Origin of the sequence: Micromonospora sp. WMMB482 (assembly GCF_019038635.1) — a bacterium.
In the GTDB taxonomy this organism is placed as follows: domain Bacteria; phylum Actinomycetota; class Actinomycetes; order Mycobacteriales; family Micromonosporaceae; genus Micromonospora; species Micromonospora marina.
This window is the reverse complement of sequence record NZ_JAHOPD010000020.1, coordinates 885,493-907,321: the sequence shown is the minus strand read 5'-3', so window position 1 is coordinate 907,321 and position 21,829 is coordinate 885,493. Positions and strand designations below refer to the sequence as shown.

At 73.0% G+C, this 21,829-nt stretch carries 23 protein-coding genes; 19 read left to right on the top strand and 4 right to left on the bottom strand.

From position 1 onward, the window contains the following. Positions 1-28: 28 nt before the first annotated feature. The 14 genes from KSK32_RS05070 (at position 29) to KSK32_RS05005 (ending at position 12,994) form a co-directional block, all read left to right on the top strand. Positions 29-913 (top strand): tryptophan 2,3-dioxygenase, encoded by an 885-nt coding sequence (locus tag KSK32_RS05070; RefSeq protein WP_216928945.1) that lies wholly within the window; start codon positions 29-31, stop codon positions 911-913. Between the two features lie 14 nt (positions 914-927). Continuing rightward, complete coding sequence (gene kynU, locus KSK32_RS05065; protein ID WP_216928943.1) at positions 928-2,208, top strand: kynureninase; 1,281 nt, start codon at positions 928-930, stop codon at positions 2,206-2,208. After that, entirely contained in the window at positions 2,205-3,542 is a 1,338-nt protein-coding gene (locus KSK32_RS05060; RefSeq protein WP_216928941.1) for an NAD(P)/FAD-dependent oxidoreductase, read from the top strand. Before kynU ends, KSK32_RS05060 begins: the two co-directional genes overlap by 4 nt. Before the next feature lie 20 nt (positions 3,543-3,562). After that, the gene (locus tag KSK32_RS05055) at positions 3,563-5,044 is read left to right on the top strand and encodes a 2-hydroxymuconic semialdehyde dehydrogenase (protein WP_216935822.1); all 1,482 of its coding nucleotides are present in this window, start codon (positions 3,563-3,565) and stop codon (positions 5,042-5,044) included. Positions 5,045-5,097: 53 nt separating this feature from the next. Further along, a complete protein-coding gene (locus tag KSK32_RS05050; RefSeq protein ID WP_216928939.1) occupies positions 5,098-5,895 on the top strand; it encodes a 2-keto-4-pentenoate hydratase in 798 nt (265 codons plus the stop codon). After that, positions 5,892-6,821, top strand: a complete 930-nt coding sequence (locus KSK32_RS05045) for an acetaldehyde dehydrogenase (acetylating) (RefSeq protein WP_216928926.1) — start codon at positions 5,892-5,894, stop codon at positions 6,819-6,821. Before KSK32_RS05050 ends, KSK32_RS05045 begins: the two co-directional genes overlap by 4 nt. Continuing rightward, positions 6,818-7,873, top strand: a complete 1,056-nt coding sequence (gene dmpG / locus KSK32_RS05040) for a 4-hydroxy-2-oxovalerate aldolase (protein ID WP_216928924.1) — start codon at positions 6,818-6,820, stop codon at positions 7,871-7,873. Before KSK32_RS05045 ends, dmpG begins: the two co-directional genes overlap by 4 nt. 58 nt (positions 7,874-7,931) lie before the next feature. Then, positions 7,932-8,705 (top strand): 2-keto-4-pentenoate hydratase, encoded by a 774-nt coding sequence (locus KSK32_RS05035; protein ID WP_013288060.1) that lies wholly within the window; start codon positions 7,932-7,934, stop codon positions 8,703-8,705. 59 nt (positions 8,706-8,764) lie between these two features. Then, on the top strand, positions 8,765-9,190 hold the full coding sequence (locus tag KSK32_RS05030) for a RidA family protein (protein ID WP_216928922.1): 426 nt from the start codon (positions 8,765-8,767) through the stop codon (positions 9,188-9,190). Next, positions 9,183-9,707, top strand: coding sequence for a 3-hydroxyanthranilate 3,4-dioxygenase (locus KSK32_RS05025; RefSeq protein ID WP_216928920.1), 525 nt, complete (start codon positions 9,183-9,185; stop codon positions 9,705-9,707). Before KSK32_RS05030 ends, KSK32_RS05025 begins: the two co-directional genes overlap by 8 nt. A 3-nt stretch (positions 9,708-9,710) precedes the next feature. Continuing rightward, positions 9,711-10,706 (top strand): amidohydrolase family protein, encoded by a 996-nt coding sequence (locus KSK32_RS05020; protein ID WP_216928918.1) that lies wholly within the window; start codon positions 9,711-9,713, stop codon positions 10,704-10,706. 60 nt (positions 10,707-10,766) lie between these two features. Beyond that, entirely contained in the window at positions 10,767-12,236 is a 1,470-nt protein-coding gene (locus KSK32_RS05015) for an amidase (protein ID WP_216928916.1), read from the top strand. Positions 12,237-12,309: 73 nt separating this feature from the next. Then, on the top strand, positions 12,310-12,594 hold the full coding sequence (locus tag KSK32_RS05010; protein ID WP_091423144.1) for a hypothetical protein: 285 nt from the start codon (positions 12,310-12,312) through the stop codon (positions 12,592-12,594). Next, entirely contained in the window at positions 12,581-12,994 is a 414-nt protein-coding gene (locus tag KSK32_RS05005) for a DUF5130 family protein (protein ID WP_216928907.1), read from the top strand. Before KSK32_RS05010 ends, KSK32_RS05005 begins: the two co-directional genes overlap by 14 nt. Positions 12,995-13,055: 61 nt before the next feature. Here the strand turns inward: KSK32_RS05005 and KSK32_RS05000 are convergent, their stop codons facing one another. Continuing rightward, positions 13,056-13,619: a Uma2 family endonuclease gene (locus KSK32_RS05000; protein ID WP_216935820.1), complete on the bottom strand. Its 564-nt coding sequence runs from the start codon at positions 13,617-13,619 to the stop codon at positions 13,056-13,058. Between the two features lie 84 nt (positions 13,620-13,703). After that, positions 13,704-16,250, bottom strand: a complete 2,547-nt coding sequence (pepN, locus tag KSK32_RS04995) for an aminopeptidase N (protein WP_216935818.1) — start codon at positions 16,248-16,250, stop codon at positions 13,704-13,706. Between the two features lie 227 nt (positions 16,251-16,477). Between pepN and KSK32_RS04990 the strand changes: the two genes are divergently transcribed. From KSK32_RS04990 to KSK32_RS04975, 4 genes are all read left to right on the top strand, one after another. Beyond that, positions 16,478-17,101 (top strand): disulfide bond formation protein DsbA, encoded by a 624-nt coding sequence (locus KSK32_RS04990; protein WP_216928906.1) that lies wholly within the window; start codon positions 16,478-16,480, stop codon positions 17,099-17,101. A 191-nt stretch (positions 17,102-17,292) separates the two neighbouring features. Then, on the top strand, positions 17,293-17,622 hold the full coding sequence (locus KSK32_RS04985; RefSeq protein ID WP_216928904.1) for a hypothetical protein: 330 nt from the start codon (positions 17,293-17,295) through the stop codon (positions 17,620-17,622). Positions 17,623-17,754: 132 nt separating this feature from the next. Beyond that, positions 17,755-18,954, top strand: coding sequence for a DUF1015 family protein (locus KSK32_RS04980; protein ID WP_216928902.1), 1,200 nt, complete (start codon positions 17,755-17,757; stop codon positions 18,952-18,954). 72 nt (positions 18,955-19,026) lie between these two features. After that, entirely contained in the window at positions 19,027-19,497 is a 471-nt protein-coding gene (locus tag KSK32_RS04975) for a ribose-5-phosphate isomerase (RefSeq protein WP_120573590.1), read from the top strand. A 16-nt stretch (positions 19,498-19,513) separates the two neighbouring features. Here KSK32_RS04975 and KSK32_RS04970 read toward each other — a convergent pair whose 3' ends face one another. Both KSK32_RS04970 and KSK32_RS04965 read right to left on the bottom strand, forming a co-directional pair. Next, on the bottom strand, positions 19,514-19,894 hold the full coding sequence (locus KSK32_RS04970) for a hypothetical protein (RefSeq protein WP_216928900.1): 381 nt from the start codon (positions 19,892-19,894) through the stop codon (positions 19,514-19,516). 38 nt (positions 19,895-19,932) lie between these two features. Next, positions 19,933-21,153, bottom strand: coding sequence for a GNAT family N-acetyltransferase (locus KSK32_RS04965; RefSeq protein ID WP_289256499.1), 1,221 nt, complete (start codon positions 21,151-21,153; stop codon positions 19,933-19,935). Positions 21,154-21,252: 99 nt separating this feature from the next. On the opposite strand from KSK32_RS04965, the gene KSK32_RS04960 reads away from it, so the two are divergent. Beyond that, a complete protein-coding gene (locus KSK32_RS04960) occupies positions 21,253-21,792 on the top strand; it encodes a hypothetical protein (protein ID WP_216928897.1) in 540 nt (179 codons plus the stop codon). Positions 21,793-21,829 lie beyond the last annotated feature (37 nt).

Below are 21,829 nucleotides of genomic sequence, written 5' to 3'. Positions count from 1 at the left end.
TGACGTCTACCCCGCGCACGGACGGAGAATGACTGTGGAACAGACGACGGCGGTGCGCCCGGTAACCCCCCAGGAGCGGGCGGCTCGGGCGGCACGCAACGGCGGCGAGCCGACGCTGGAGTTCGCCGACCGCGTGCCGTACGACGCGTACGTACGGGCCAGCACGCTGCACCGGCTCCAGGAGCCGCTCAGCGACGACCCGGGCGAGATGTCCTTCCTGATGATCAGCCAGATCATGGAGCTGTACTTCGGCCTGACCTGCCACGAGCTGCGGCACGCCAAGCGTGAACTGCGCGAGGACCGGATCTGGGAGGCGTTGCCCCCGCTGCGCCGCGCCGCCCTGCACCTGGAGGGCCTCAACGCCGCCTGGCACGGCCTGCGCTGGATGAGCCCGGCCGACTTCAACCGCTTCCGCGACCGGCTCGGCGAGGGCTCCGGCTTCCAGTCCGCCATGTACCGCCAGCTGGAGTTCCTGCTCGGCCTGCGCGACCGCGCGCTGATCCGCCCGTTCCGCAGGCAGACCGAGGTGTACGACGAGCTGACCGCCGCGCTCGCCACCCCGAGCCTCTGGGACGAGGTGGTGGCGCTGCTGGCCCGCAAGGGCTTCGACGTGCCGGCCGAGCTGCTGTCCCGGGACGTGAACACCGAGCACGAGGCACACCCGGCGGTCGAGGCGGCGTGGGTCCGGATCTACGGTGACAACGGCCCGGACAACCACCTGCGCCTGCTCGGCGACGCGCTCACCGAGATCGCCGAGGAGTTCGGCGACTGGCGCTGGAACCACGTCAAGGCCGTCCAGCGCACCATGGGCGCCAAGGTCGGCAGCGGTGGTTCCGCCGGACTGGCATGGTTGCAGCGCAGCATGGCCCGGGTGGTCTTCCCGGAGCTGTGGTCGGCCCGCACCGCGATGTGACGAGAGAGAACAGCATGCACACCCCCGAGACCGAAGCCCTCCGCCGCGACGCCGCGGACCCCGGCCACCGGCACCTGTTCCACATCCCACCCGCCGACGGCGGGCGCTACCCCGACACGGCGTACCTGGCCGGCAACTCGCTCGGCCTCCAGCCCCGGGCGACCCGGGACGAACTCCTCGCCGACCTGGACGCCTGGAGTCGCCTCGGTGTCGAGGGGCACCTGGAGTCGGAGCGGCCCTGGCTGCCCTACCACGAGCTGCTGACCGCGCCGGCCGCCCGTCTGGTCGGCGCGCTGCCCGCGGAGACCGTGGTGATGAACTCCCTCACTGTCAACCTGCACCTGCTGATGGTCGGCTTCTACCGGCCGGCCGGCGAGCGCACCCGCATCGTCATCGAGGACAGCGCGTTCCCCTCCGACAGCTACGCCGTGCGCAGTCAGGCCCGCTTCCACGGCCTGGACCCGGACACCACTGTGGTACGCCTCAGGCCGCGCCCCGGCTCCGACACGCTCGGCACCGAGGACGTCCTGGACTTCCTGGCCCGCGAGGGCCACACGGTGGCGCTGCTGATGCTCGGCGGCGTGAACTACCTGACCGGCGAGCTGATGGACATCCCCGCCGTCACCGCCGCCGGCCGGGCCGCGGGCGCGGTGGTCGGCTGGGACCTCGCGCACGCCGCCGGCAACGTGCCGCTGGCGCTGCACGACTGGGACGTCGACTTCGCCGCCTGGTGCTCGTACAAGTACCTCAACTCCGGCCCCGGTGCGCTGGGCGGCGTCTTCGTCCACGAGCGGCACCTCGGCGACCCGTCGATCCCGCGCTTCGAGGGCTGGTGGAGCACGGAGGCGGCCACCCGGTTCGAGATGACGCCGGTGTCCCGGCCGCCGGCCACAGTGGAGGCGTGGCAGATCTCCAACCCGCCGATCTTCGCGATGGGCCCGGTGCGGACGTCGCTGGAGCTGTTCGACTCCGTCGGCATGCCGGCGCTGCGCGAGCGCAGCCTGCGGCTCACCGCCTGGCTGGAGCAACTGCTCGACGAGGTGACGCCCGGCCGCCCGCTCACGGTGGTCACCCCGCGCGACCCGGCCCGTCGTGGTTGCCAGCTCTCCGTGCGGATCGGCGTCGGAAGCGCGAACGAGCTGACCAAGCGGCTGCGGCACGAGCACGGCGTGATCGCCGACGCCCGGGAGCCGGACATCGTCCGGTTCGCGCCGGTGCCGCTGTACTCCACGTACCAGGACTGCTGGCGGGTCGCCGAGGCGCTGGCGGTGACTGTGGAGAAGGAGGGCTCATGAGCGCGAGAGGCGAGCGCGACGAGATCGCGGTGGTCGGCGCCGGGCTGGCCGGCTGCCTGCTGGCCTGCTACCTGGCCCGGCGCGGCTACCCGGTGGCCCTCTACGAGCGGCGGCCCGACCCGCGTACCGGCACCGTCGAGCGGGGCCGGTCGATCAACCTGGCGCTGTCCGAGCGCGGCCTGGACGCGCTGCGCCGCATCGGCCTGGAGGACGAGGTGATGGCGGACGCGCTGCCGATGCGCGGCCGCATGATCCACCCGGTCGAGGGTGAGCCGGAGTTCCAGTCGTACAGCGGCTCCGGGGACCGGGCGATCAACTCGATCAGCCGGGGCGCGCTGAACAACGCGCTGCTCGACGCCGCCGCGGCGCTGCCGAACGTGCGCGTCGCGTTCGACCACCGGCTGGTCGGGCTCGACCCGCTCGGCGGCGGGATGACGTTCGAGACCCCGCAGGGCAAGGTCACCGCCACCGCCTCGGTCGTCCTCGGCGCCGACGGCGCCGGCTCCGCGGTGCGCGGGCAACTGCTCGCGTACGGGGGAGTGACCGAGAGCCTGGACTTCCTCGACTACGGCTACAAGGAGCTGACCATCCCGCCGCTGGGCGGGGAGTTCGCGCTCGACCCGGGCGCGCTGCACATCTGGCCGCGCGGCACCTCGATGATGATCGCGCTGCCGAACCCGGACCGCTCCTTCACCTGCACGCTGTTCTGGCCCACCCACGGCACCCGCAGCTTCGCGTCGCTGAGCAGCCCGGCCGCGATCGAGCGGTTCTTCGCCACCCACTACCCGGACCTGGTTCCGCTCGCGCCGAACCTGATCGACGACTACCAGCACAACCCGGTCGGCGTGCTCGGCACGGTGCGCTGCACGCCGTGGCAGGTGGCCGGCCGGGTCGGCCTGATCGGCGACGCCGCGCACGCCATCGTGCCGTTCTACGGCCAGGGCGCGAACTGCGCGTTCGAGGACGTGGTCGAACTGGACCGCTGCCTCGACGAGTGCGACGACGAGTGGGCCGCCGCGCTGCCGCTGTTCCAGCACCGCCGCCAGGACAACGCCGAGGCGATCGCCCGGATGGCGCTGGCGAACTTCGTGGAGATGCGGGACAAGGTCGCCTCGCCGGTGTTCCGCACCCGCAAGCAGGTCGAGCACGCGCTGGAACGGGCGCTGCCGGGCCGCTACGTCTCCCAGTACGAGCTGGTGTCCTTCTCCACCACCCCGTACGCGCAGGTGCGCCGCCGGGTGCGCGCGCAGTACGCGGTGGTCGGCGCGGTGGCGGCCGGAGCGGTCGCGCTGCTGGCCGGTGGTGTCCGCGCGGCGCTGGGGAGGCGGCGATGACGCTCTGGGATCCCCGGCTGATGACCGGCCACGCGCCGGACGGACCCGGACTGCTGCGCAACTTCGTCGGCGGTGAGTTCGTCGACGCCGGCAGCCGGTTCACCAAGCGCAGCCCGGTCACCGGCGAGCCGGTGTTCGAGGTGGCCGAGGCGTCGCGCTCGACTGTGGACGACGCGGTCGCCGCGGCCCGGTCGGCGCTGCGCGGCCCGTGGGGCCGGATGGGGGAGCGGGAACGCGCCGAGGTGCTGCGCCGGGTCGCCGACGAGCTGGAACGGCGCTTCGACGACCTGGTCGCCGCCGAGGTGGCGGACACCGGCAAGGCCATCTCGCAGGCCCGGACGCTCGACATCCCGCGCGGTGCGGCCAACTTCCGGGCGTTCGCCGAGATCGTGGCCACCGCGCCCACCGAGTCGTTCACCACTGTCACCCCGGCCGGGGGCCGGGCGCTGAACTACGCGGTCCGCAAGCCGGTCGGCGTGGTCGCGGTGATCGTGCCGTGGAACCTGCCGCTGCTGCTGCTCACCTGGAAGGTCGCCCCGGCCCTGGCCTGCGGGAACGCCGTGGTGGTCAAGCCCAGCGAGGAGACCCCGGCCTCGGCCACGCTGCTGGCCGAGGTGATGGCCGCGGCGGGCGTGCCCGACGGCGTGTTCAACCTGGTGCACGGCTTCGGTCCCGGCTCTGCCGGCGAGCACCTGACCCGGCACCCGGGCGTGGACGCGATCACGTTCACCGGCGAGTCGGCGACCGGCAGCGCGATCATGCGCGCCGCCGCCGACGGCGTGAAGGCGGTCAGCTTCGAGCTGGGCGGCAAGAACGCCGGCCTGGTGTTCGCCGACGCCGACCTGGACGCGGCGGTCGCCGGTTCGGTGCGGTCCAGCTTCACCAACGGCGGCCAGGTGTGCCTGTGCACCGAGCGCATCTACGTGCAGCGGCCGGTGTTCGAGGAGTTCACCGCCCGGCTGGCCGAGCGCGCCGGCGAGCTGGCGTACGGCTGGCCGGACGACGAGGCGACGGCGAACATGCCGCTCATCTCGCACGGCCACCGGGACAAGGTGCTCGGCCACTACGCGCTGGCTCGCACCGAGGGCGCCGAGGTCCGCGCCGGCGGCGGTGCGCCGCGCTTCGGCGACGCCCGCGACGGCGGGGCGTACGTGCAGCCGACGGTGCTCACCGGACTGGGGGCGGACGCCCGCACCAACCAGGAGGAGATCTTCGGCCCGGTGGTGCACGTCGCGCCGTTCGACGACGAGGACGAGGCGTTCGCGCTCGCGAACGGCACCGCCTACGGCCTGGCGGCGACGGTGTGGACGCGGGACGTGGGCCGGGCGCACCGGGCCGGCGCCCGGCTCGACGCCGGCATCGTCTGGGTCAACACGTGGTTCCTGCGCGACCTGCGCACCCCGTTCGGCGGGGTGAAGGCGTCGGGTGTGGGCCGCGAGGGCGGCGTGCACTCGCTCGACTTCTATTCGGAGCTCACAAACGTCTGCGTGGACCTCACATGAACGGGCGTGGGCAGAATGGCCGGAATCCCCAGCGACGTAAGCGAGGAGCCGCCATGACCGTGGACATCGAGGCCGCCAACCGGGAACTGGCAGTGGCCCGGCAGGACGGGAAGCCCTGCCCGCCGCTGCGCGGCCGGCTGCTGCCCGAGGGCGACATCGAGGCCGCGTACCAGGTGCAGCAGGTCTACACCCGGCAGCGCCTGGGCAAGGGGCACCGCCGCGTCGGCGCGAAGATCGGCCTGACGTCGCGGACCGTGCAGGAGAGCTTCGGCGTCTTCCAGCCCGACTTCGGGGTGCTCTTCGACGACATGGCCGTCGGCGACGGCGTCGAGGTGCCGATCGACCGGCTGCTCCAGCCGCGGGTGGAGGCGGAGATCGCCTTCGTGCTCGGCGCGGACCTGCCGGACGAGCGGGTCACCACAGTCGACCTGATCCGGGCGGTGGACCACGTGCTGCCGGCCATCGAGATCGTCGACTCGCGGATCGCGGACTGGGACATCTCCATCGTGGACACGGTGGCGGACAACGCCTCCAGCGGACTGTTCGTGCTCGGCACCGCGCCCCGGCGGCTCGCCGACGTGGACCTGCGGCTGTGCGGCATGGTGCTGGAGCACGGAGGTGAGCCGGTCTCGGTCGGCGCGGGCGCGGCCTGCCTCGGCAATCCGCTGCACGCGTTGCAGTGGCTGGCCGCGACCATGGCCCGGGCGGGCGACCCGCTCAAGGCCGGCGACGTGGTGCTCTCCGGTGCGCTCGGCCCGATGGTGCCGGTCACGCCCGGTGCCGCGTACGAGGCCCGCATCTCCGGGCTCGGCTCGGTGCGTACCTGTTTCTCGAAGGAGACCAGCTCATGAGCGTCGGAGTGGCGGTGCTCGGGTCGGGCAACATCGGCACCGACCTGATGATCAAGGTGCTGCGGCTCAGTGAGAGCCTGCGCATGGTGGCCATGGCCGGCATCGACCCGGCCTCGGACGGTCTGGCCCGGGCCCGCCGGCTCGGCGTGACCACCACCGCCGAGGGCGTCGACGGGCTGGTCGCGCTGCCCGAGTTCGCCGATGTCCAGCTCGTCTTCGACGCCACCTCGGCCGGCGCGCACAAGCGTCACGACGAGGTGCTGCGGGCACACGGCCGTACCGTCGTCGACCTCACCCCGGCGGCGATCGGCCCGTACGTGGTGCCGCCGGTGAACCTCGACGAGCACCTGCACGAGCCGAACGTCAACATGGTGACCTGCGGCGGGCAGGCCACCGTGCCGATCGTGCACGCGGTCGGCCGGGTCACCCCCGTCGCGTACGGCGAGATCGTCGCCTCGATCGCCTCGAAGTCGGCCGGGCCCGGCACCCGGGCCAACATCGACGAGTTCACCGAGACCACCGCCCGCGCCATCGAGGTGGTCGGCGGCGCCGAGCGCGGTAAGGCCATCATCGTGCTGAACCCGGCCGACCCGCCGCTGCTGATGCGCGACACCGTCTACTGCCTGTGCCCGGACGCCGACGCCGACCGGGACGCGATCGCCGCCTCGGTGGCCGACATGGTCAAGGCCGTGCAGGAGTACGTCCCCGGCTACCGGCTCAAGCAGGACGTGCAGTTCGACTCCGTGGACACGTACGCGCCGGTGCTGGGCCGGCACTTCACCGGCCTGCAGGTGTCGGTTTTCCTGGAGGTCTCCGGCGCCGGGCACTACCTGCCCGCGTACGCCGGGAACCTGGACATCATGACGTCGGCCGCGCTGCGTACCGCGGAGCGGCTGGTGGCGCTGCGGGAGGTGAGTGCGCGATGACCGACCTCTACATCCAGGACGTGACGCTGCGCGACGGCATGCACGCCATCGCCCACCGGTACACCGTCGACCAGGTGCGTACCATCGCCGCCGCGCTCGACGCGGCCGGTGTGGCAGCGGTCGAGGTGGCACACGGCGACGGCCTGGCCGGTTCCAGCGTCAACTACGGGCACGGCGCCGCCGCCGACGCGGACTGGATCGCCGCCGCCTCCGAGGTGCTGACCACCGCGCGGCTGACGACGCTGCTGCTGCCGGGCATCGGCACGATTGCCGACCTGAAGGCGGCGAAGGCGCTCGGCGTGACGAGCGTCCGGATCGCCACGCACTGCACCGAGGCGGACATCTCCGCCCAGCACATCGCCTGGGCCCGGGAGAACGACATGGACGTCTCCGGGTTCCTGATGATGTCGCACCTCAACGACCCGGCCGGGCTGGCCGCGCAGGCCAAGCTCATGGAGTCGTACGGCGCGCACTGCGTCTACGTCACCGACTCCGGCGGGCGGCTGCTGATGTCCGACGTGGCGCAGCGCGTCGACGCGTACCGGCAGGTGCTGGAACCCCAGACGCAGATCGGCATCCACGCGCACCACAACCTGTCCCTGGGTGTGGCGAACAGCGTGCTCGCGGTCGAGCACGGCCGGATCCTCGGCGACGGCCCGCTCGGCTCGCCGTCCGGGCGGACCGTCCGGGTGGACGCGTCGCTCGCCGGCATGGGCGCCGGCGCGGGCAACGCGCCGCTGGAGGTCTTTGTCGCGGTCGCCGAGCTGCACGGCTGGAAGCACGGCTGCGACGTGTTCGCGCTGATGGACGCCGCCGACGACCTGGTCCGCCCGTTGCAGGACCGGCCGGTCCAGGTGGACCGGGAGACGCTCTCCCTGGGGTACGCGGGCGTCTACTCCAGCTTCCTGCGCCATGCGGAGCGGGCCTCGGCCAAGTACGGCGTGGACGTCCGCTCGATCCTGGTCGAGCTGGGCCGTCGCCGGATGGTCGGCGGCCAGGAGGACATGATCGTGGACGTGGCACTGGACCTGGCGGGTAAGGAGAACCGGTGAGCGCGAGGAGTGAGCCGGGTTTGCGAGCCCCGCAGTCGCGAACGAAAGGTGGCACCGCATGATCGGGCCGGACATCGCCGGCATCGCGGAGAAGCTGGGCGCGGCGGCCGACGACGCCACCGCGATCCCGCAGCTCGCCGCCGAGACCGGCCTCGACGTCGACGCCGCGTACGCGGTGCAGACCGCGCTGGTCAAGCGCCGCCTCGACCGGGGTGAGCGGCTGGTCGGCCTCAAGATGGGGCTCACCAGCAAGGCCAAGATGGCGCAGGTCGGTGTGGACGAGGTGATCTGGGGCCGGCTGACCGACGTGATGCGGGTGCCCGACGGCGGGGGCGTCGACGTCGGCGACTTCATCCATCCCCGGGTCGAACCGGAGGTGGCGTTCCTGCTGGACCGGCTGCCCGACCCGGGCGAACCGGTCGGCTCGTTCACCCGGGCCGTGCGCGCGGTCGCCCCGGCGATCGAACTGATCGACTCCCGGTACGCGAACTTCACCTTCTCGCTGCCGGACGTAATCGCCGACAACACCTCCGCCGCCGCGTTCGTGGTCGGGCCGTGGTCGCCGGTGCCGGACGGGCTGGACAACCTCGGCGTGCTGCTGGAGATCGACGGGCGGGTGGCGCAGGTCGGCTCGACCGCCGCCATCCTCGGCGACCCGCGCCGCGCGCTGGACGAGGGCCTGCGGCTGGCCGGCCGGCACGGCGTACGGCTGCGCAAGGGCTGGGTGTTCCTGGCCGGCGCGGCCACCGCCGCGGTGCCGCTGCGTCCCGGTGCGCATGTCCGCGCCACTGTGGAGAAGCTCGGTTCCGCCTCCCTGAAGGCCCTCTCGTGAGCGCGAGGAGTGAGCCGGGTTTGCGAGCCCCGCAGTCGCGAACGGAAAGCGGCTCTGCCATGACCGCCCGGGTGGTGGCCGGGAAGGCCGTGCCGCGGGGCGCGTTCCCGCACGTCAAGGTGGCTGGCGGGTTCGTCTTCGTCTCCGGTACGTCGTCGCGCCGGCCGGACAACACGTTCGCCGGGGTGTCGGTGGACGAGTTCGGCACCACCGACCTGGACATCCGGGAGCAGACCCGGGCGGTGGTGGAGAACATCCGCGACCTGCTGCGCTCGGTCGGCGCCGACCTGAGTGACCTGGTGCAGGTCACCAGCTACCTGGTCAACATGAACGACTTCGGCGGCTACAACGAGGTGTGGGCGGAGTTCTTCGACGCCACCGGGCCGACCCGGACCACGGTCGCCGTGCACCAGCTTCCGCACCCGCATCTGCTGATCGAGATGCAGGCCGTCGCCGTAGTTCCGTCGGGAGGTTCCCATGAGTGAGATCGCCGAGCCGTTCAGCTTCTCCGGCTGGATCGGCGCGAACCAGCACCTGCTCAAGCCCCCGGTGGGCAACAAGGAGATGCTGCCCGGCAGCGACGACTTCATCGTCATGGTGGTGGGCGGCCCGAACCAGCGCACGGACTTCCACGTCGACCCGTACGAGGAGTTCTTCTACCAGGTCAAGGGCAACATGCACATCAACCTGATGCTGCCCGAGGGCCCGCGTACGGTGCACGTGCGCGAGGGTCAGATGTGGATGCTGCCGCGCAACACCCCGCACTCGCCGCAGCGGCCCGAGGCCGGCTCGATCGGCATGGTGATCGAGCGGGTCCGCGAGGAGGGCACGCTGGAGAAGTTCCAGTGGTACTGCGGCGAGTGCCACCACAAGGTGCACGAGGTGGAGTTGCAGGTCCGCGACATCGCCGCCGACCTGCCCCCGGTCTTCGCCGCGTTCTACGCCGACGAGAAGGCCCGTACCTGCGACAACTGCGGCGCGCTGCACCCGGGCAAGGGCTGACGCGTGCCGGTGGTGGACGTGCACACGCACGTCGTACCGAAGGGGTGGCCGGACCTCGCCGCGGCGTGCGGCGGGTCCGGCTGGCCATGGCTGCGGGTGGACTCCGAGCGCGCCGCCATGATCATGGTGGGGGAGACGGAGTTCCGCCCGATCGGGGCGCAGTGCTGGGACGCGCCGACGCGGCTGGCCGACATGGACGCCGACGGCGTGGACGTGCAGGTCGTCTCGCCCACCCCGGTGTTCTTCAGCTACGACCGACCGGCCGACCAGGCGGTCAAGGTGGCCCGGATCTTCAACGACCTCACGCTGGAGGTCACCGCTGCGGGCGGCGGCCGGCTGGTGCCGTTCTGCCAGGTGCCGTTGCAGGACCCGGACGCGGCCTGCGCCGAGCTGGACCGCTGCCTGTCGGCCGGGCACGCCGGCGTGGAGATCGGCAACCACGTCGGTGACCGGGATCTGGACGACGAGGGCGTCGTGCAGTTCCTGACCCACTGCGCCGAGGTCGGCGCGCCGGTGTTCGTGCACCCGTGGGACATGCCCGGCGGCCCCCGGCTGGACCGGTGGATGGCCCGCTGGCTGACCGGGATGCCGGCCGAGACCCACCTGTCGGTGCTCGCGCTGATCCTCGGCGGGGTGTTCGACCGGGTACCGGACACGCTGCGGATCTGCTTCGCGCACGGCGGCGGCAGCTTCCCGTTCTGGCTGGGCCGCGCCGACAACGCCTGGCACCGCCGCGGCGACCTGGTGCGTGGCGCGTCCAGCGCGCCACCCGGCTCCTACGTCGACCGGTTCCACGTCGACTCGGTGGTCTTCGAGCCGGCCGCGCTGCGGCTGCTGGTGGACACCATGGGTGCCGAGCGGGTGCTGCTCGGCAGCGACTACCCGTACCCGCTGGGGGAGCGGCCGGTCGGCCAGGTGGTGCACCGGGCGGACTTCCTCACCGACGCGCAGCGGGACGCGCTGCTCGGCGGCAACGCGCTGCGATTCCTCGGCCGCTGACGGCCGCCTGCCGGACGTGTCGTCCGGCCTTCCGGCCGCCGGACCGGCAGGATGGACGGCATGGCCGAGCCGCACGACCTGACCGCGCTGGAACAGGCCGCCGCGATCCGCCGGGGCGAGCTGTCCAGCCTGGAACTGGTCGAGCACCACCTGCGCCGGGTCGCGGCGCTCGGCGACACCGTCGGCGCGTTCGTCACCGTCACCGCCGACCGGGCCCGGAGCGCCGCCCGGGCCGCCGACGCGCTCGCCGCGGAGGAACGCGGCCCGCTGCACGGGGTGCCGACCGCGATCAAGGACCTCACGCTCACCGCCGGAGTCCGCACCACCTTCGGCTCCGCCGCCTTCGCCGACTTCGTCCCGCCGGTGGACGCCGACGTGGTCCGCCTCCTTGCCGACGCCGGCCTGGTCAGTCTCGGCAAGACCACCACCTCCGAACTCGGCTGCTCGCTCTACTCGGAAGGGCTGGTGGCGCCGCCGGCCCGGAACCCGTGGAACCTCGCGTACACCGCCGGTGGGTCCAGCGGCGGCGCGGCGGCCGCAGTCGCCGCCGGGCTCGTGCCGGTGGCGCAGGGCTCCGACGGCGGCGGCTCGCTGCGCATCCCGGCCGCGCTCTGCGGCCTGGTCGGCTACAAACCGAGCCGGGGCATGGTCTCCGGCGGGCCGCTCGGCTTCGGCGGCTTCGGTCTGCCGGTGAACGGACCGATCGGCCGTACCGTCGCCGACGTGGCCGCGCTGCTCGACGTGCTCGCCCGGCCGGTGCCCGGCGAGCCGTACCTGCCGCCGGCCGCGCCCGCCGGCGGGTACCTCGGCGTCACCCGCACCGCCCGCGTCACCGGCCCCGGCCGGCTGCGCGTCGGCCGCTTCACGACGCCGATGCTCGCCGACGAACCGGTCCACCCGGACTGCGTCGCCGCCGTCGACCGGGCCGCCGCGCTGCTCACCGACGCCGGCCACGAGGTGGTCGACGTCCCCGCGCCGCTCGGCCCCGAGGCGTGGCCGCTGTTCGAGACCGTCTGGTACGCGCTGGCGGTCACCCCGGTCCCGGCCGGGCGGGACGGCGACCTGCTGCCGCTGACCCGGTTCCTGCGCGAGCGCGGCGAGGCGCTCGGCGCGGCCCGGCTCATGGCCGCGCTCGGCGAACTCCAGGCCCAGGTACGCCGTGGCGTACGCCGTACCGCCGGTTGTGACCTGCTGCTCTGCCCGACGCTCGCGAGCCCGCAGGCGTCGGTGGGCGCGTTCGCCGCCCTCGAACCGGCCGAGGACTTCGACGGGCAGCGGCGCTTCTCGCCGTACTGTGCGGTCTTCAACGTCACAGGCGATCCGTCCGTTTCGTTGCCGGTCGGACGGACCGCCGACGGGCTTCCGGTCGGGGTGCTGCTCACCGGCCGGTACGGCGACGACGCGACACTGCTCGCCACTGCCGCGCAGCTGGAGCACCGGAGTGACGGATGGGATCAGCACCCCGCAATCTGGCGGGCCGCCGACTCCGCTAACGTGAACATCACAGAGGTGGGGCGCGACCGGTCCTGACCGGCCACCCGACCCGCACCATTCCTGGTCTCTCTTCCGCCTGGGGGCGTTGGGATTGTCTGTTACCGAGACGTTGGTGGTCTTCGTCGGCATCCCGGCCGCCGCGGTGCTGCTGATCGCCGCCCTGGCGGCCGTCGGCAACCGCGGCAACGGTGGCGGCGCCAAGCGCTACCGGCCGGGCCGGCCCTTCGACTTCACTCCGGTCTGGTTCCTGGGCCGCCCGGAGCAGCTGGCCGACTCGGCCGGCACGGCGCTGGCCGCCGGGGCGCAGGCGCCGGCGTTGACCAGCCGCAAGCAGGAGCAGGCCGGCCGGGAGGCGCCGGCCGGTGGAACCGGAGGCGCAAGTGACCGTTGGTGAAGCGCGGCCCATGACGGGGACGGGCACCCCGCCCGACGTGCTGGACGGGCCGTTCTCGACCCGTCAGCTGCTCCGCATCGACGAGGCGCTGCGCCTCGCCGACCAGGGCACCGGTCTGGTCTTCTCGGTCTACGTAGGCGGCCTCGACGAGCCGATCCGGGAACACGCCGAGCGGCTGCACCGCCAGCTCGCCGAGCCGGACCGCTCGGTGCTGATCGCGGTGTCGCCCAACCAGCGGCAGCTGGAGATCGTCACCGGCAAGTACGCGCGCAAGCGTATCCCGGACACGTACGCCAAGCTGGCCGCGCTCTCCATGGTGGCCTCCTTCGGCGGCGGCGACCTGGCCGGCGGCATCATCCAGGGCCTCGACCAGCTCGCCAGCCACGCCGGCAAGGGCTGATCCGCCCGCACACACGACGAAGCCCGGTCCGCGCTCACGCGGGCCGGGCTTTCTCGTCGTCTCAGCGGGGCCAGGCGGAGGGATCCAGGCGCATCGGCCACGGCTCGTCGAGCTGGACGGGGTCATCCGGCCCGACCGTGCCCATCAGGTTGTAGTGGACACCCTTGACCAGTTGGTAGCGGTAGATCACCGGGCCGAAGTCGCCTCGCTCCACCCGCCAGTAGTGCGGGATGCCGGCCTCGGCATAGAGCGGAGGCTTGATCAGCCGGTCATACCGGCGGCTGCTGGGTGACTCGATCTCGACGACGAGCGCGACATCCGCGGGGTGCGTCCACAGGCCGTCCGGGGGAGCGCTCGGCTTCAGCACGGAGATGTCCGGAATGAGATTGGCGACAGGAGCCCGAAGTCCGGCCTCCCGAATGACCCACCAACCGGTCGGCGCAGTGGCCTGGAGCGCCGATCGGATCTCGTCGGCCAGAAGTTGATGCCCGTACCCCGGGGGTGGGGTCACGTGCAGACTCCCGTCGATGATCTCGTAGCGGCTTCCGTCCTCGGGGAGGTCGGACAGGTCCTGCTCCTGCCACGGGCGCTCCGGCGGGCGCCACTCGTGGGTCGGTTGTGCCATCACGTCCACCTCCTCCGCACACGATAACGGCCGGGGCCGGAGCGGGCTGTCACCCGCGCCGGCCCCGGCCGTCACGCTTCTCGCTCAGGCGCTGGCCGCGTCCCGCTCCCGGGCCTTCAGCGCACGGACCACGCCGTCGCGGCCCTCGGCCACCAGCCGCCGCAGCGACGCCGGCCGGCCGTCCTGGGCCAGCCACGCGTCGGTGGCCGCGACGGTGTCCTCCTCGACCAGGTACGCCGGGTAGGCGAGCTGCACGAACTCCTGCGCCGGCTCGCTGTCGCGCTGCGCCCACACCTGGTCCACCGTGGCGAAGTACCGCTCCCGGTAGGGCGCGGTCAGCTCGACCTGCGCCGAGTGGGTGAAGCCCTGCAACAGCGCCCGGTTGCGCCAGTTGGGCAGCGCGTCCGGGCCGGTGAGCAGCGCCCACACCGCGGCCTTGTTCTCGACTGTCGGCACCAGCGCGTGCGCGTACGCGGCCTCCCGCTCACCGCTGGCGGTACGGTCTCCGGCCAGTTCCGCGTCCACGTCGGCGGCACCGGCAGCGCCGTTGGCGACCAGCGCCTGGAGCACCGTCCAGCGCAGCTCCGTGTCGACGGTCAGCCCCTCCGGCACCCCGTTGCCGTCCAGCCAGCCGCGCAGCGTGGCCAGGTCCTCGCCGGAGCGGGCCGACGAGGCGTACGCCCGGGCCCAGGCGAGCTGGAAGCCGCTGCCCGGCTCGGCCGCCGCGAGCGCGGTCCGCGCGGTACGGGACAGGTCGGCCCAGCCGGTCGGCGCCCACGCCGGGTCGGCGTAGTAGGTGAGCGCCGTGGTCGCCTGCCGCAGCGTCGCCGTGACCAGGTTGATGTCGGTCTCGGCGGTCAGCCCGGCCAGCACCAGCGCCACGTAGTCGCGGGCCGACAGCTCGGCGTCGCGGGTCATGTCCCAGGCGGCGGTCCAGCACAGCGCCCGGGCAAGCGACGAGTCGAAGCCGGCGATGTGCTGCACCACAGTGGCCATCGACCGCTCGTCCAGCCGCAGCTTGGCGTACGTGAGGTCCTCGTCGTTGAGTAGCAGCACGTCGGCGGCCGGCTTGCCGTGCAGCGCGGACAGTTCGGTCAGCTCGCCGGTCACGTCCGTCTCGATCAGCTCGCGGCGCACCAGCCGGCCGTCGGTCAGGTCGTACAGGCCGACGCCGATGCGGTGGGTACGCAGCGTCGGGTAGCCCGACGGCGCCTCCTGCCGGACCACCACCCGCTCGTACGTGCCGTCGGCGCCGATGGTCACCTCCGGGCGCAACGTGTTGACCTGCGCGGTCTCCAGCCACTGGGCGGCGAACTTGCGCAGCTCCCGGCCGGAGGCCGACTCCAGCTCGGACAGCAGGTCGTCGAAGGTGGCGTTGCCCCAGGCGTACTTGCCGAAGTAGGCGCGCAGGCCGGCCAGGAACGGTTCCTCGCCCACGTACGCGACGAGCTGCTTGAGCACGCTCGCGCCCTTGGCGTACGTGATGCCGTCGAAGTTGACCTCGACGGCCTCCAGGTCCGGCATCTCGCAGTAGACGGGGTGGGTGGAGGAGAGCTGGTCCTGCCGGTAACCCCAGTTCTTGCGGATCGACAGGAACGTGGTCCAGGCGTCGGTGAAGCGGGTGGCGTGCGTGTTGCACCAGTGGCTGGCCCACTCGGCGAACGACTCGTTGAGCCACAGGTCGTTCCACCAGCGCATGGTGACCAGGTCACCGAACCACATGTGCGCCAGCTCGTGCAGGATCGTGTTGGCGCGCTGCTCGTACTCGAAGTCGGTGACCTGCGACCGGAAGATGTAGTGCGACTCGGCGTGCGTGACGCAGCCGAAGTTCTCCATCGCGCCGGCGTTGAAGTCCGGCACCCAGAGCTGGTCGTACTTGGGCAGCGGGTAGCGCACGCCGAACTTCTCCTGGAAGAAGTCGAAGCCCTGCGTGGTGATCAGGTGCAGGTCGTCGGCGTCCATGTGCGGGGCCATGCTGGCCCGGCAGAAGTAGCCCATGTCGATGCCGTCGTGGGTGTGGCGCACCTCGTGGTACGGCCCGGCGCAGAGCGCCGTGATGTAGGTGCTCATCCGCTCCGAGACGGTGAAGTGCACCGTCTTCAGGCCCTCACCGGCGGCCTCCTCGCGGGCCACCGGCATGTTCGACACGACCCGCCAGTGGTCCGGGACGGTGGCGTGCCAGGTGTAGACGCTCTTCAGGTCGGGCTGGTCGAAGCAGGCGTAGACCTTCTGCGCGTCGGCGGTCTCGAACTGGCTGTAGAGGTAGGTCTCGCCGTCCACCGGGTCGACGGTCCGGTGCAGGCCCTGCCCGCTGTTGGAGTAGCCGAAGTCGGCGTCGACCACCAGCACGTTCTCGGCGGCCAGGCCGCTGAGCGTGAGTCCCTTCTCGGCGGACCAGCCGGACAGGTCCACCGGCTCGCCGTTGAGCGTGGCCGACCGCAGCGACTCGGCGGCTGTCTCGATGAACGTGGTCGCCCCCGGCTCGGCACAGCGGAACCGGACCTCGGTCACCGAGCGGAACGTGCGACCGGTGGGCTGCACCGCGGTCGACAGGTCAAGGCTGATGTCGTACCCGGTCACCTCGAGCAGGCGGGCCCGCTCCGTCGCCTCGACCTGGGTCAGGTTGCGCACTCCCGGCACTGTTCGTCTCCATCCCACTCGTCTCGCCGCGCCCCGCGGCGCCGGTTCTGCCCGGCCGCTCGTGACGGCCCGTCGGGAACCGAGTCTTCCATGCACCGACCGCTCCCGGTGGTCGAGGTCACGCTCTCATTCCGGTACCGGGCGCCGGGGTACGGGGTGAGGATCGGAGGTGACCGCGCCGGGTCCCCGGCGCGACGATGTCGTGAAGGGAAATCACCGTGACCGAACGTGTCACCGCGGACATGTGGTTCGACCCGTTGTGCCCGTGGGCGTGGATCACCTCCCGTTGGCTGCTGGAGGTCGAGCAGGTCCGGGACGTGGACATCCGGTTCCACGTGATGAGCCTGTCCGTGCTGAACGACGGCCGGGAACTGCCGGAGGAGTACCGCAACCTGATGCGCGACGGATGGGGCCCGGTGCGGGTGTGCATCGCCGCCGAGCAGGCGCACGGCGCCGAGGCGCTGGCGAAGCTCTACACCGCGATGGGCACCCGGATCCACCTCGGCAAGGAGGGCCTGGGCCGGGACATGCTGGTGGGCGCGCTCACCGAGGTGGGCCTGGACCCGGCGCTCGCCGACGCGGCCGAGTCCACCCAGTACGACGAGGCGCTGCGGGCCAGCCACGAGGCGGGCATGCGCCCGGTCGGCACCGACGTGGGCACCCCGGTGATCCACGCGCCGGGTCCGGACGGGCGGCAGGTCGCCTTCTTCGGCCCGGTGATCACCCCGGCGCCGAAGGGCGAGGCGGCCGGCCGCCTCTGGGACGGCGTGCTGCTCGTCGCCAGCACCCCCGGCTTCTACGAGCTGAAGCGCACCCGGGAACAGGGCCCGATCTTCGACTGAGGGGGGTAAGGAAGGGCCCCTTCTTAACGCCTCAGGTAGAGGAAGGGCCCCTTCTTAACACCCCGAGCCCTCGCGGCGACGCGCCCCGAGCCCCGCACCGCCCGTCACCGGCCGGTGCGGGGCTCGTTTCACCGGGTGTCCCAGCCGGCGGCCTGCGGGGCCGCAGCACGGCAGCTCCTGGAGGCGTTCCCATGGCCAAGCACCGCCGCATGTCCGACGACGCGCCCCAGCAGGCGACCGAGGACTCCGGTGCGACGTACTGGTCGGTGACTGAGGGTGACTGGCCAGCCGGCCCGGCCGAGGTGGCCGACCTGCTGGCCCCGCCGATCGTGGTCGGCGTGGCCCGGGTGGTGGCCACCTCGCGGATGACGCCGCCGGGCGAGGCAGGCCGGCCCGGCCGCACGCCGTCGCGGCCCGGCGCCACCGCCGGCGCGACGACGGTACGCCTCACCGCCGGCTCCCGCCCAGCCCCGCCGGTGCGCCGCCCGGCTCCGGGCCGGCACCGCAACTCCACCGCCTGAGCCGCCCTCCCGGTGTTAAGAAGGGGCCCTTCCTCTACCGGAGGCGTTAACAAGGGGCCCTTCCTTTCACCTGGTGGTAAGCGGGTGAGTCCGGCGGCGGCGCCGATCGGGGCCCGGGTAGCGTCAGCGGGCATGACGGTCGTGCATCCGATCACCCGGGCCTGGATCACCACTGGCGGCACCGGCGCGCAGAACTACGACGAGTTCGCCGACGACGCGGAGATCACCTCCATCGTCGAGGCGAATCCGCACAGCGCCCTGGGCATCGAGATGCCCCACCGGGCGCCCGGCAGCCTCGGGAAGTCCTTCCTCGACGCGCTGCCCGACGCGGTGGCGCGCCTGGCCGAGGCGAAGGCGGACGGCAGCTACACGCCGGCCGAGCAGGTGGTGGTGCTCTACCGGATCAGCGCGCCGGGCGAGGAGAGCGCGTACGGGCTGTGGGCCATGGTCGACACCGACCAGATCTCCACCCGCGCCGACGAGCCGGGCCTGGTGATCCGCAACGAGGACGTGTTCATCGCCAAGGTGCGCGAGCGCGTCGCCCTGGCCGAGGCGCTCGGTCACCTGCTCTCGCCCGTACTCCTGCTCCAGACCGGCAAGGGCGACGAGCTGCACGCCGCGCTCGCGGCGGCGACCGACGCGGCCGGCGCGCCCGCCGCGACTGACGTCGACCAGTCCGGCCGGACGCACGCGATCTGGCTGCTCGGCCCGGGGACGGCGCAGGACGAGCTGACCGCGCTCGCAGGCGGCGGGGAGCTGGTGGTCGCGGACGGCAACCACCGCAGCCTGGCCGCGCAGACCGGCGGGTTCCCGCGCTTCCTGTCGGTGATCACCACGCCCGCGTCGGTCGCCATTCAGCCCTACAACCGGCTGGTGAGCGAGCTGACCACCACGCCGGACGAGCTGCTCGACCGGCTGCGGGCGGCGGGCGCGGAGATCACCCCGGCGGACGGGCCGGTCGACGTCCCGGCCACCGGCGGCGTCGTGCACCTCTACCTCGGCGGCCGGGGGTACGCGGTGACGCTGCCGCACGTCGGCGCCGGCCAGCTGGAGAACCTGGACCACGCGCTCGTCGAGCGCCTGCTGCTGCGCGACGCGCTGGGCCTCGACCCGGGCGACAAGCGGATCACGTACGTGGGCGGCGACTACCCGGCGAGCTGGCTCGTCGGTGAGGTCGACGCCGGCCGGGCCGAGCTGGCGGTGCTCGTCGCGCCGGTGACTGTCGACGACTTCGTCGCGGTGAACCTGGCCCGGGAGAAGATGCCGCGCAAGAGCACCTGGTTCACCCCGAAGGCGCGGGCCGGCCTGGTGGTGGCCGAGCTGCCGCACTGACCGTGTGACGAATCCGCCTCGCAGCCGCCGCCCGCGCGCCGGCTGCGAGGCGGGCCTGTCAGACTGCGCGGTATGCGCGTCTACCTGGGATCCGACCACGCCGGTTTCGAGTTGAAGGTGCACCTCGCCAACCACCTGGCCAAGCAGGGCTACGAGGTGGTCGACGTGGGACCGCACGTCTTCGACCCGGACGACGACTACCCGGCGTTCTGCCTGCACACCGGTGACCGGGTGGTCGGTGACCCGGGCAGCCTCGGCGTGGTGATCGGCGGCTCCGGCAACGGCGAGCAGATCGCCTCGAACAAGGTGGCGGGCGTCCGGGCGGCGCTCGCCTGGAACGTCGACACGGCCCAGCTCGCCCGCGAGCACAACGACGCCAACATCGTCGCGATCGGCGCCCGGCAGCACACGCTGGACGAGGCGACGGCGCTCGTCGAGGCGTTCCTGACCACGCCGTTCTCCGGCAACCCGCGGCACAGCCGGCGCATCGAGCAGGTGGCGGCCTACGAGCAGAGCCGCCGCCTGCCCGAGCTGCCCGCCTGAGCGGGCACCTCCGGGCTCACCGCCCGTTGCGGGGCAGCTCCTCGCGCGGCACCCAGTTGCGGCGGATGAGCACCACCCGCTGTTCGGCCTCGGCGAGGTCGTCCTCGGTGGGGCGGGCCGCGTCGCGTGCCCGCAGCGCGGCCGTCACGCTCACCTGCGACGAGCCGGAGCCGACCAGCCCGCGCAGCCCGCGCTCGCCCTCCTCGGCGGGCGCGGCGGGGCGGCGTCCCCGGGGCTCCGGCTCGCCGGGCCGGCCACCGCGCGCGGACCGGGGCGCCACGTCGTCGTGTACGGGGGCGGTGCCGGCGGTGGTCCCGTCGGCACCCGTGGCGTCGGCCGGTGTGCCGGCCTCGCCGTGATGCCGCAGCCGCCGTCGCCGTCGTTCCGCCTCACCCATCCTCCGACCGTACCGCCCCGCACGCGCCCGCGGAGCGGTCAGAAGACCTCCATGGGGGAGGGCGTGCGGTGCCACGTGAAGGCGGGCGTCAGGGCGGTCAGCGTGTGCGGGATCAGCTCCCGGATGCGGCCGGCGGCAGCAAGCGCGTACGGGTTCGCACCGCCGAGGTACAGCTCGCCGAGCGCGCGTACGTCACACGCCAGCCCGGCCGGGGCGGCGGTTGGCGTGCACTGCGCGCCGTCGCGCCCGCCGACGAGCCGCCAGCGGCCGGTGTTCTCCTTCAGCAGCTCGTCGGTGACCTCGATCACCACGTCGACGTCGGTGGCGTAGCGCCGGGCGGCGAGTGCGGCCGGCACGTCCACCACCCGTACCCAGAGCGCGTCGGCGAGCTGCGGGGAGAGCTGACGGGGCTCGTCCACCAGCCGCAGCAGCGGCTCGTCCAGGGCCGCGATCGGGAACGACAGCCGGCGGGTCAGGTCGACCGAGAGCAGCAACCGCCACAGCGCCGTGTACGCCTCCGGCGTCACCGCCACCACCTCGCCGACCTGCATCTCGGCCTGCGGTCCGGTGGCCGACCAGCTGTCCTTCGTCCGGTAGAGCGCGTACCCGTCGAGGCCGTCGGCGCCCTCGTGCAGCAGCAGCCGGCGCTCGGTGGCGCCGCCCCGGTGCGCCTTGAGATCCGCCAGCACGTACGACCACCAGCGCTCGTCGCGCCGGGACCAGCCGGGACGCTCGGTGCGGACCCGCTCGTACAGCCGGGCCAGCTTGTCCCGGTGGGTCTCCGGACGGTCCAGTCGCAGCCTGCCCTCGGCGGGCGACGGGGCGGGCAGCCGCAGGCCGGTGGTGTCCACGGACAGCACGTACCGCGGGGCCGCCGAGCCGTAGCCGAAGCGGGGATAGATGCGTCCCTCGCTGGCCCAGAGCACCGCGATCGGCTCCCGTCCGGCGTCGCGGACGTCCCGCAGCTGGCGCTGCATCAGCGTGGTGAGCAGGCCGCGCCGCCGGTGCGTCGGCGCGACCGCGACCATCGTCACGTGCGCGGCCGGCACGTCCGCGCCGGGCACCGCGAGGTCGCGGCTGAACGCGGCGGCGTGTGCCACCGCCGTTCCGCCGTCGCGGACCAGCAGTGACCGGTCCGGCTCGAAGATCGGGCGTTCCAGCGCCTGCACCTCGGGGTCGAGGTCGCCGTGGAAGGCCAGCGCCAGCAGCGCCGCGATGTCGTCGAAGTCCTCGGCCCGGGATACCACCACGTCAGTCACGGCAAGTGTGTATCGCACCGTGACGGGGGTCGGCACCCTATTTGCGGGCTGGCTACCCTCGGAACGGAGGCCGGTATCGGTCGAGGGGGAGGACGGAAGATGGCGGACCAGACACAGCCGTGGGCCGAGCGCACCGTGGAGGTGCCGCCCCAGCCGGGGGCGGTGCCCCAGCAGCGGGACGCGTTCCAGCGCGGGGTGGCGGCGGTCGGTCAGTCCCGCCCGTCGCGTACGCCCCGGACCGAGCAGTTCCCCACGGTCGAGCACGGCGACTGGGCGGCGGAGCCGGCGCCCCGCCGGCCGATGAGCTGGCACCTGGCCCAGGCGCGCAAGGGCGGGGAGCTGAGCGCCGCCGGTGCGCTGTTCGCGTTCGTGTGCTGGGGCATCTGGGCGATCTCCGGCCGGGGCAACCTGGTCGCCCCGCTGCTCACGTTCGTGCTCAGCCTGCTCACCGCGGTCGGCCTGTTCGCGCTGGCCCGGCTGCTCGGCCGGCTGATCCTGGAGCGGCAGTTCGGCCGGGTGCGCCGCAGCGCCAAGGGTGCCCACCTGGTGACCGCGTTGTTCCTGGCCGGCGTCGGTGTGGCGTACCTCCAGCAGACCGAGTGGGTGGTCTCCGCCTGGAACTGGGTGACCGGCAGCTGAGCCGATCGGTCGTCCGTCCGGTACGCGCCGGACGGAC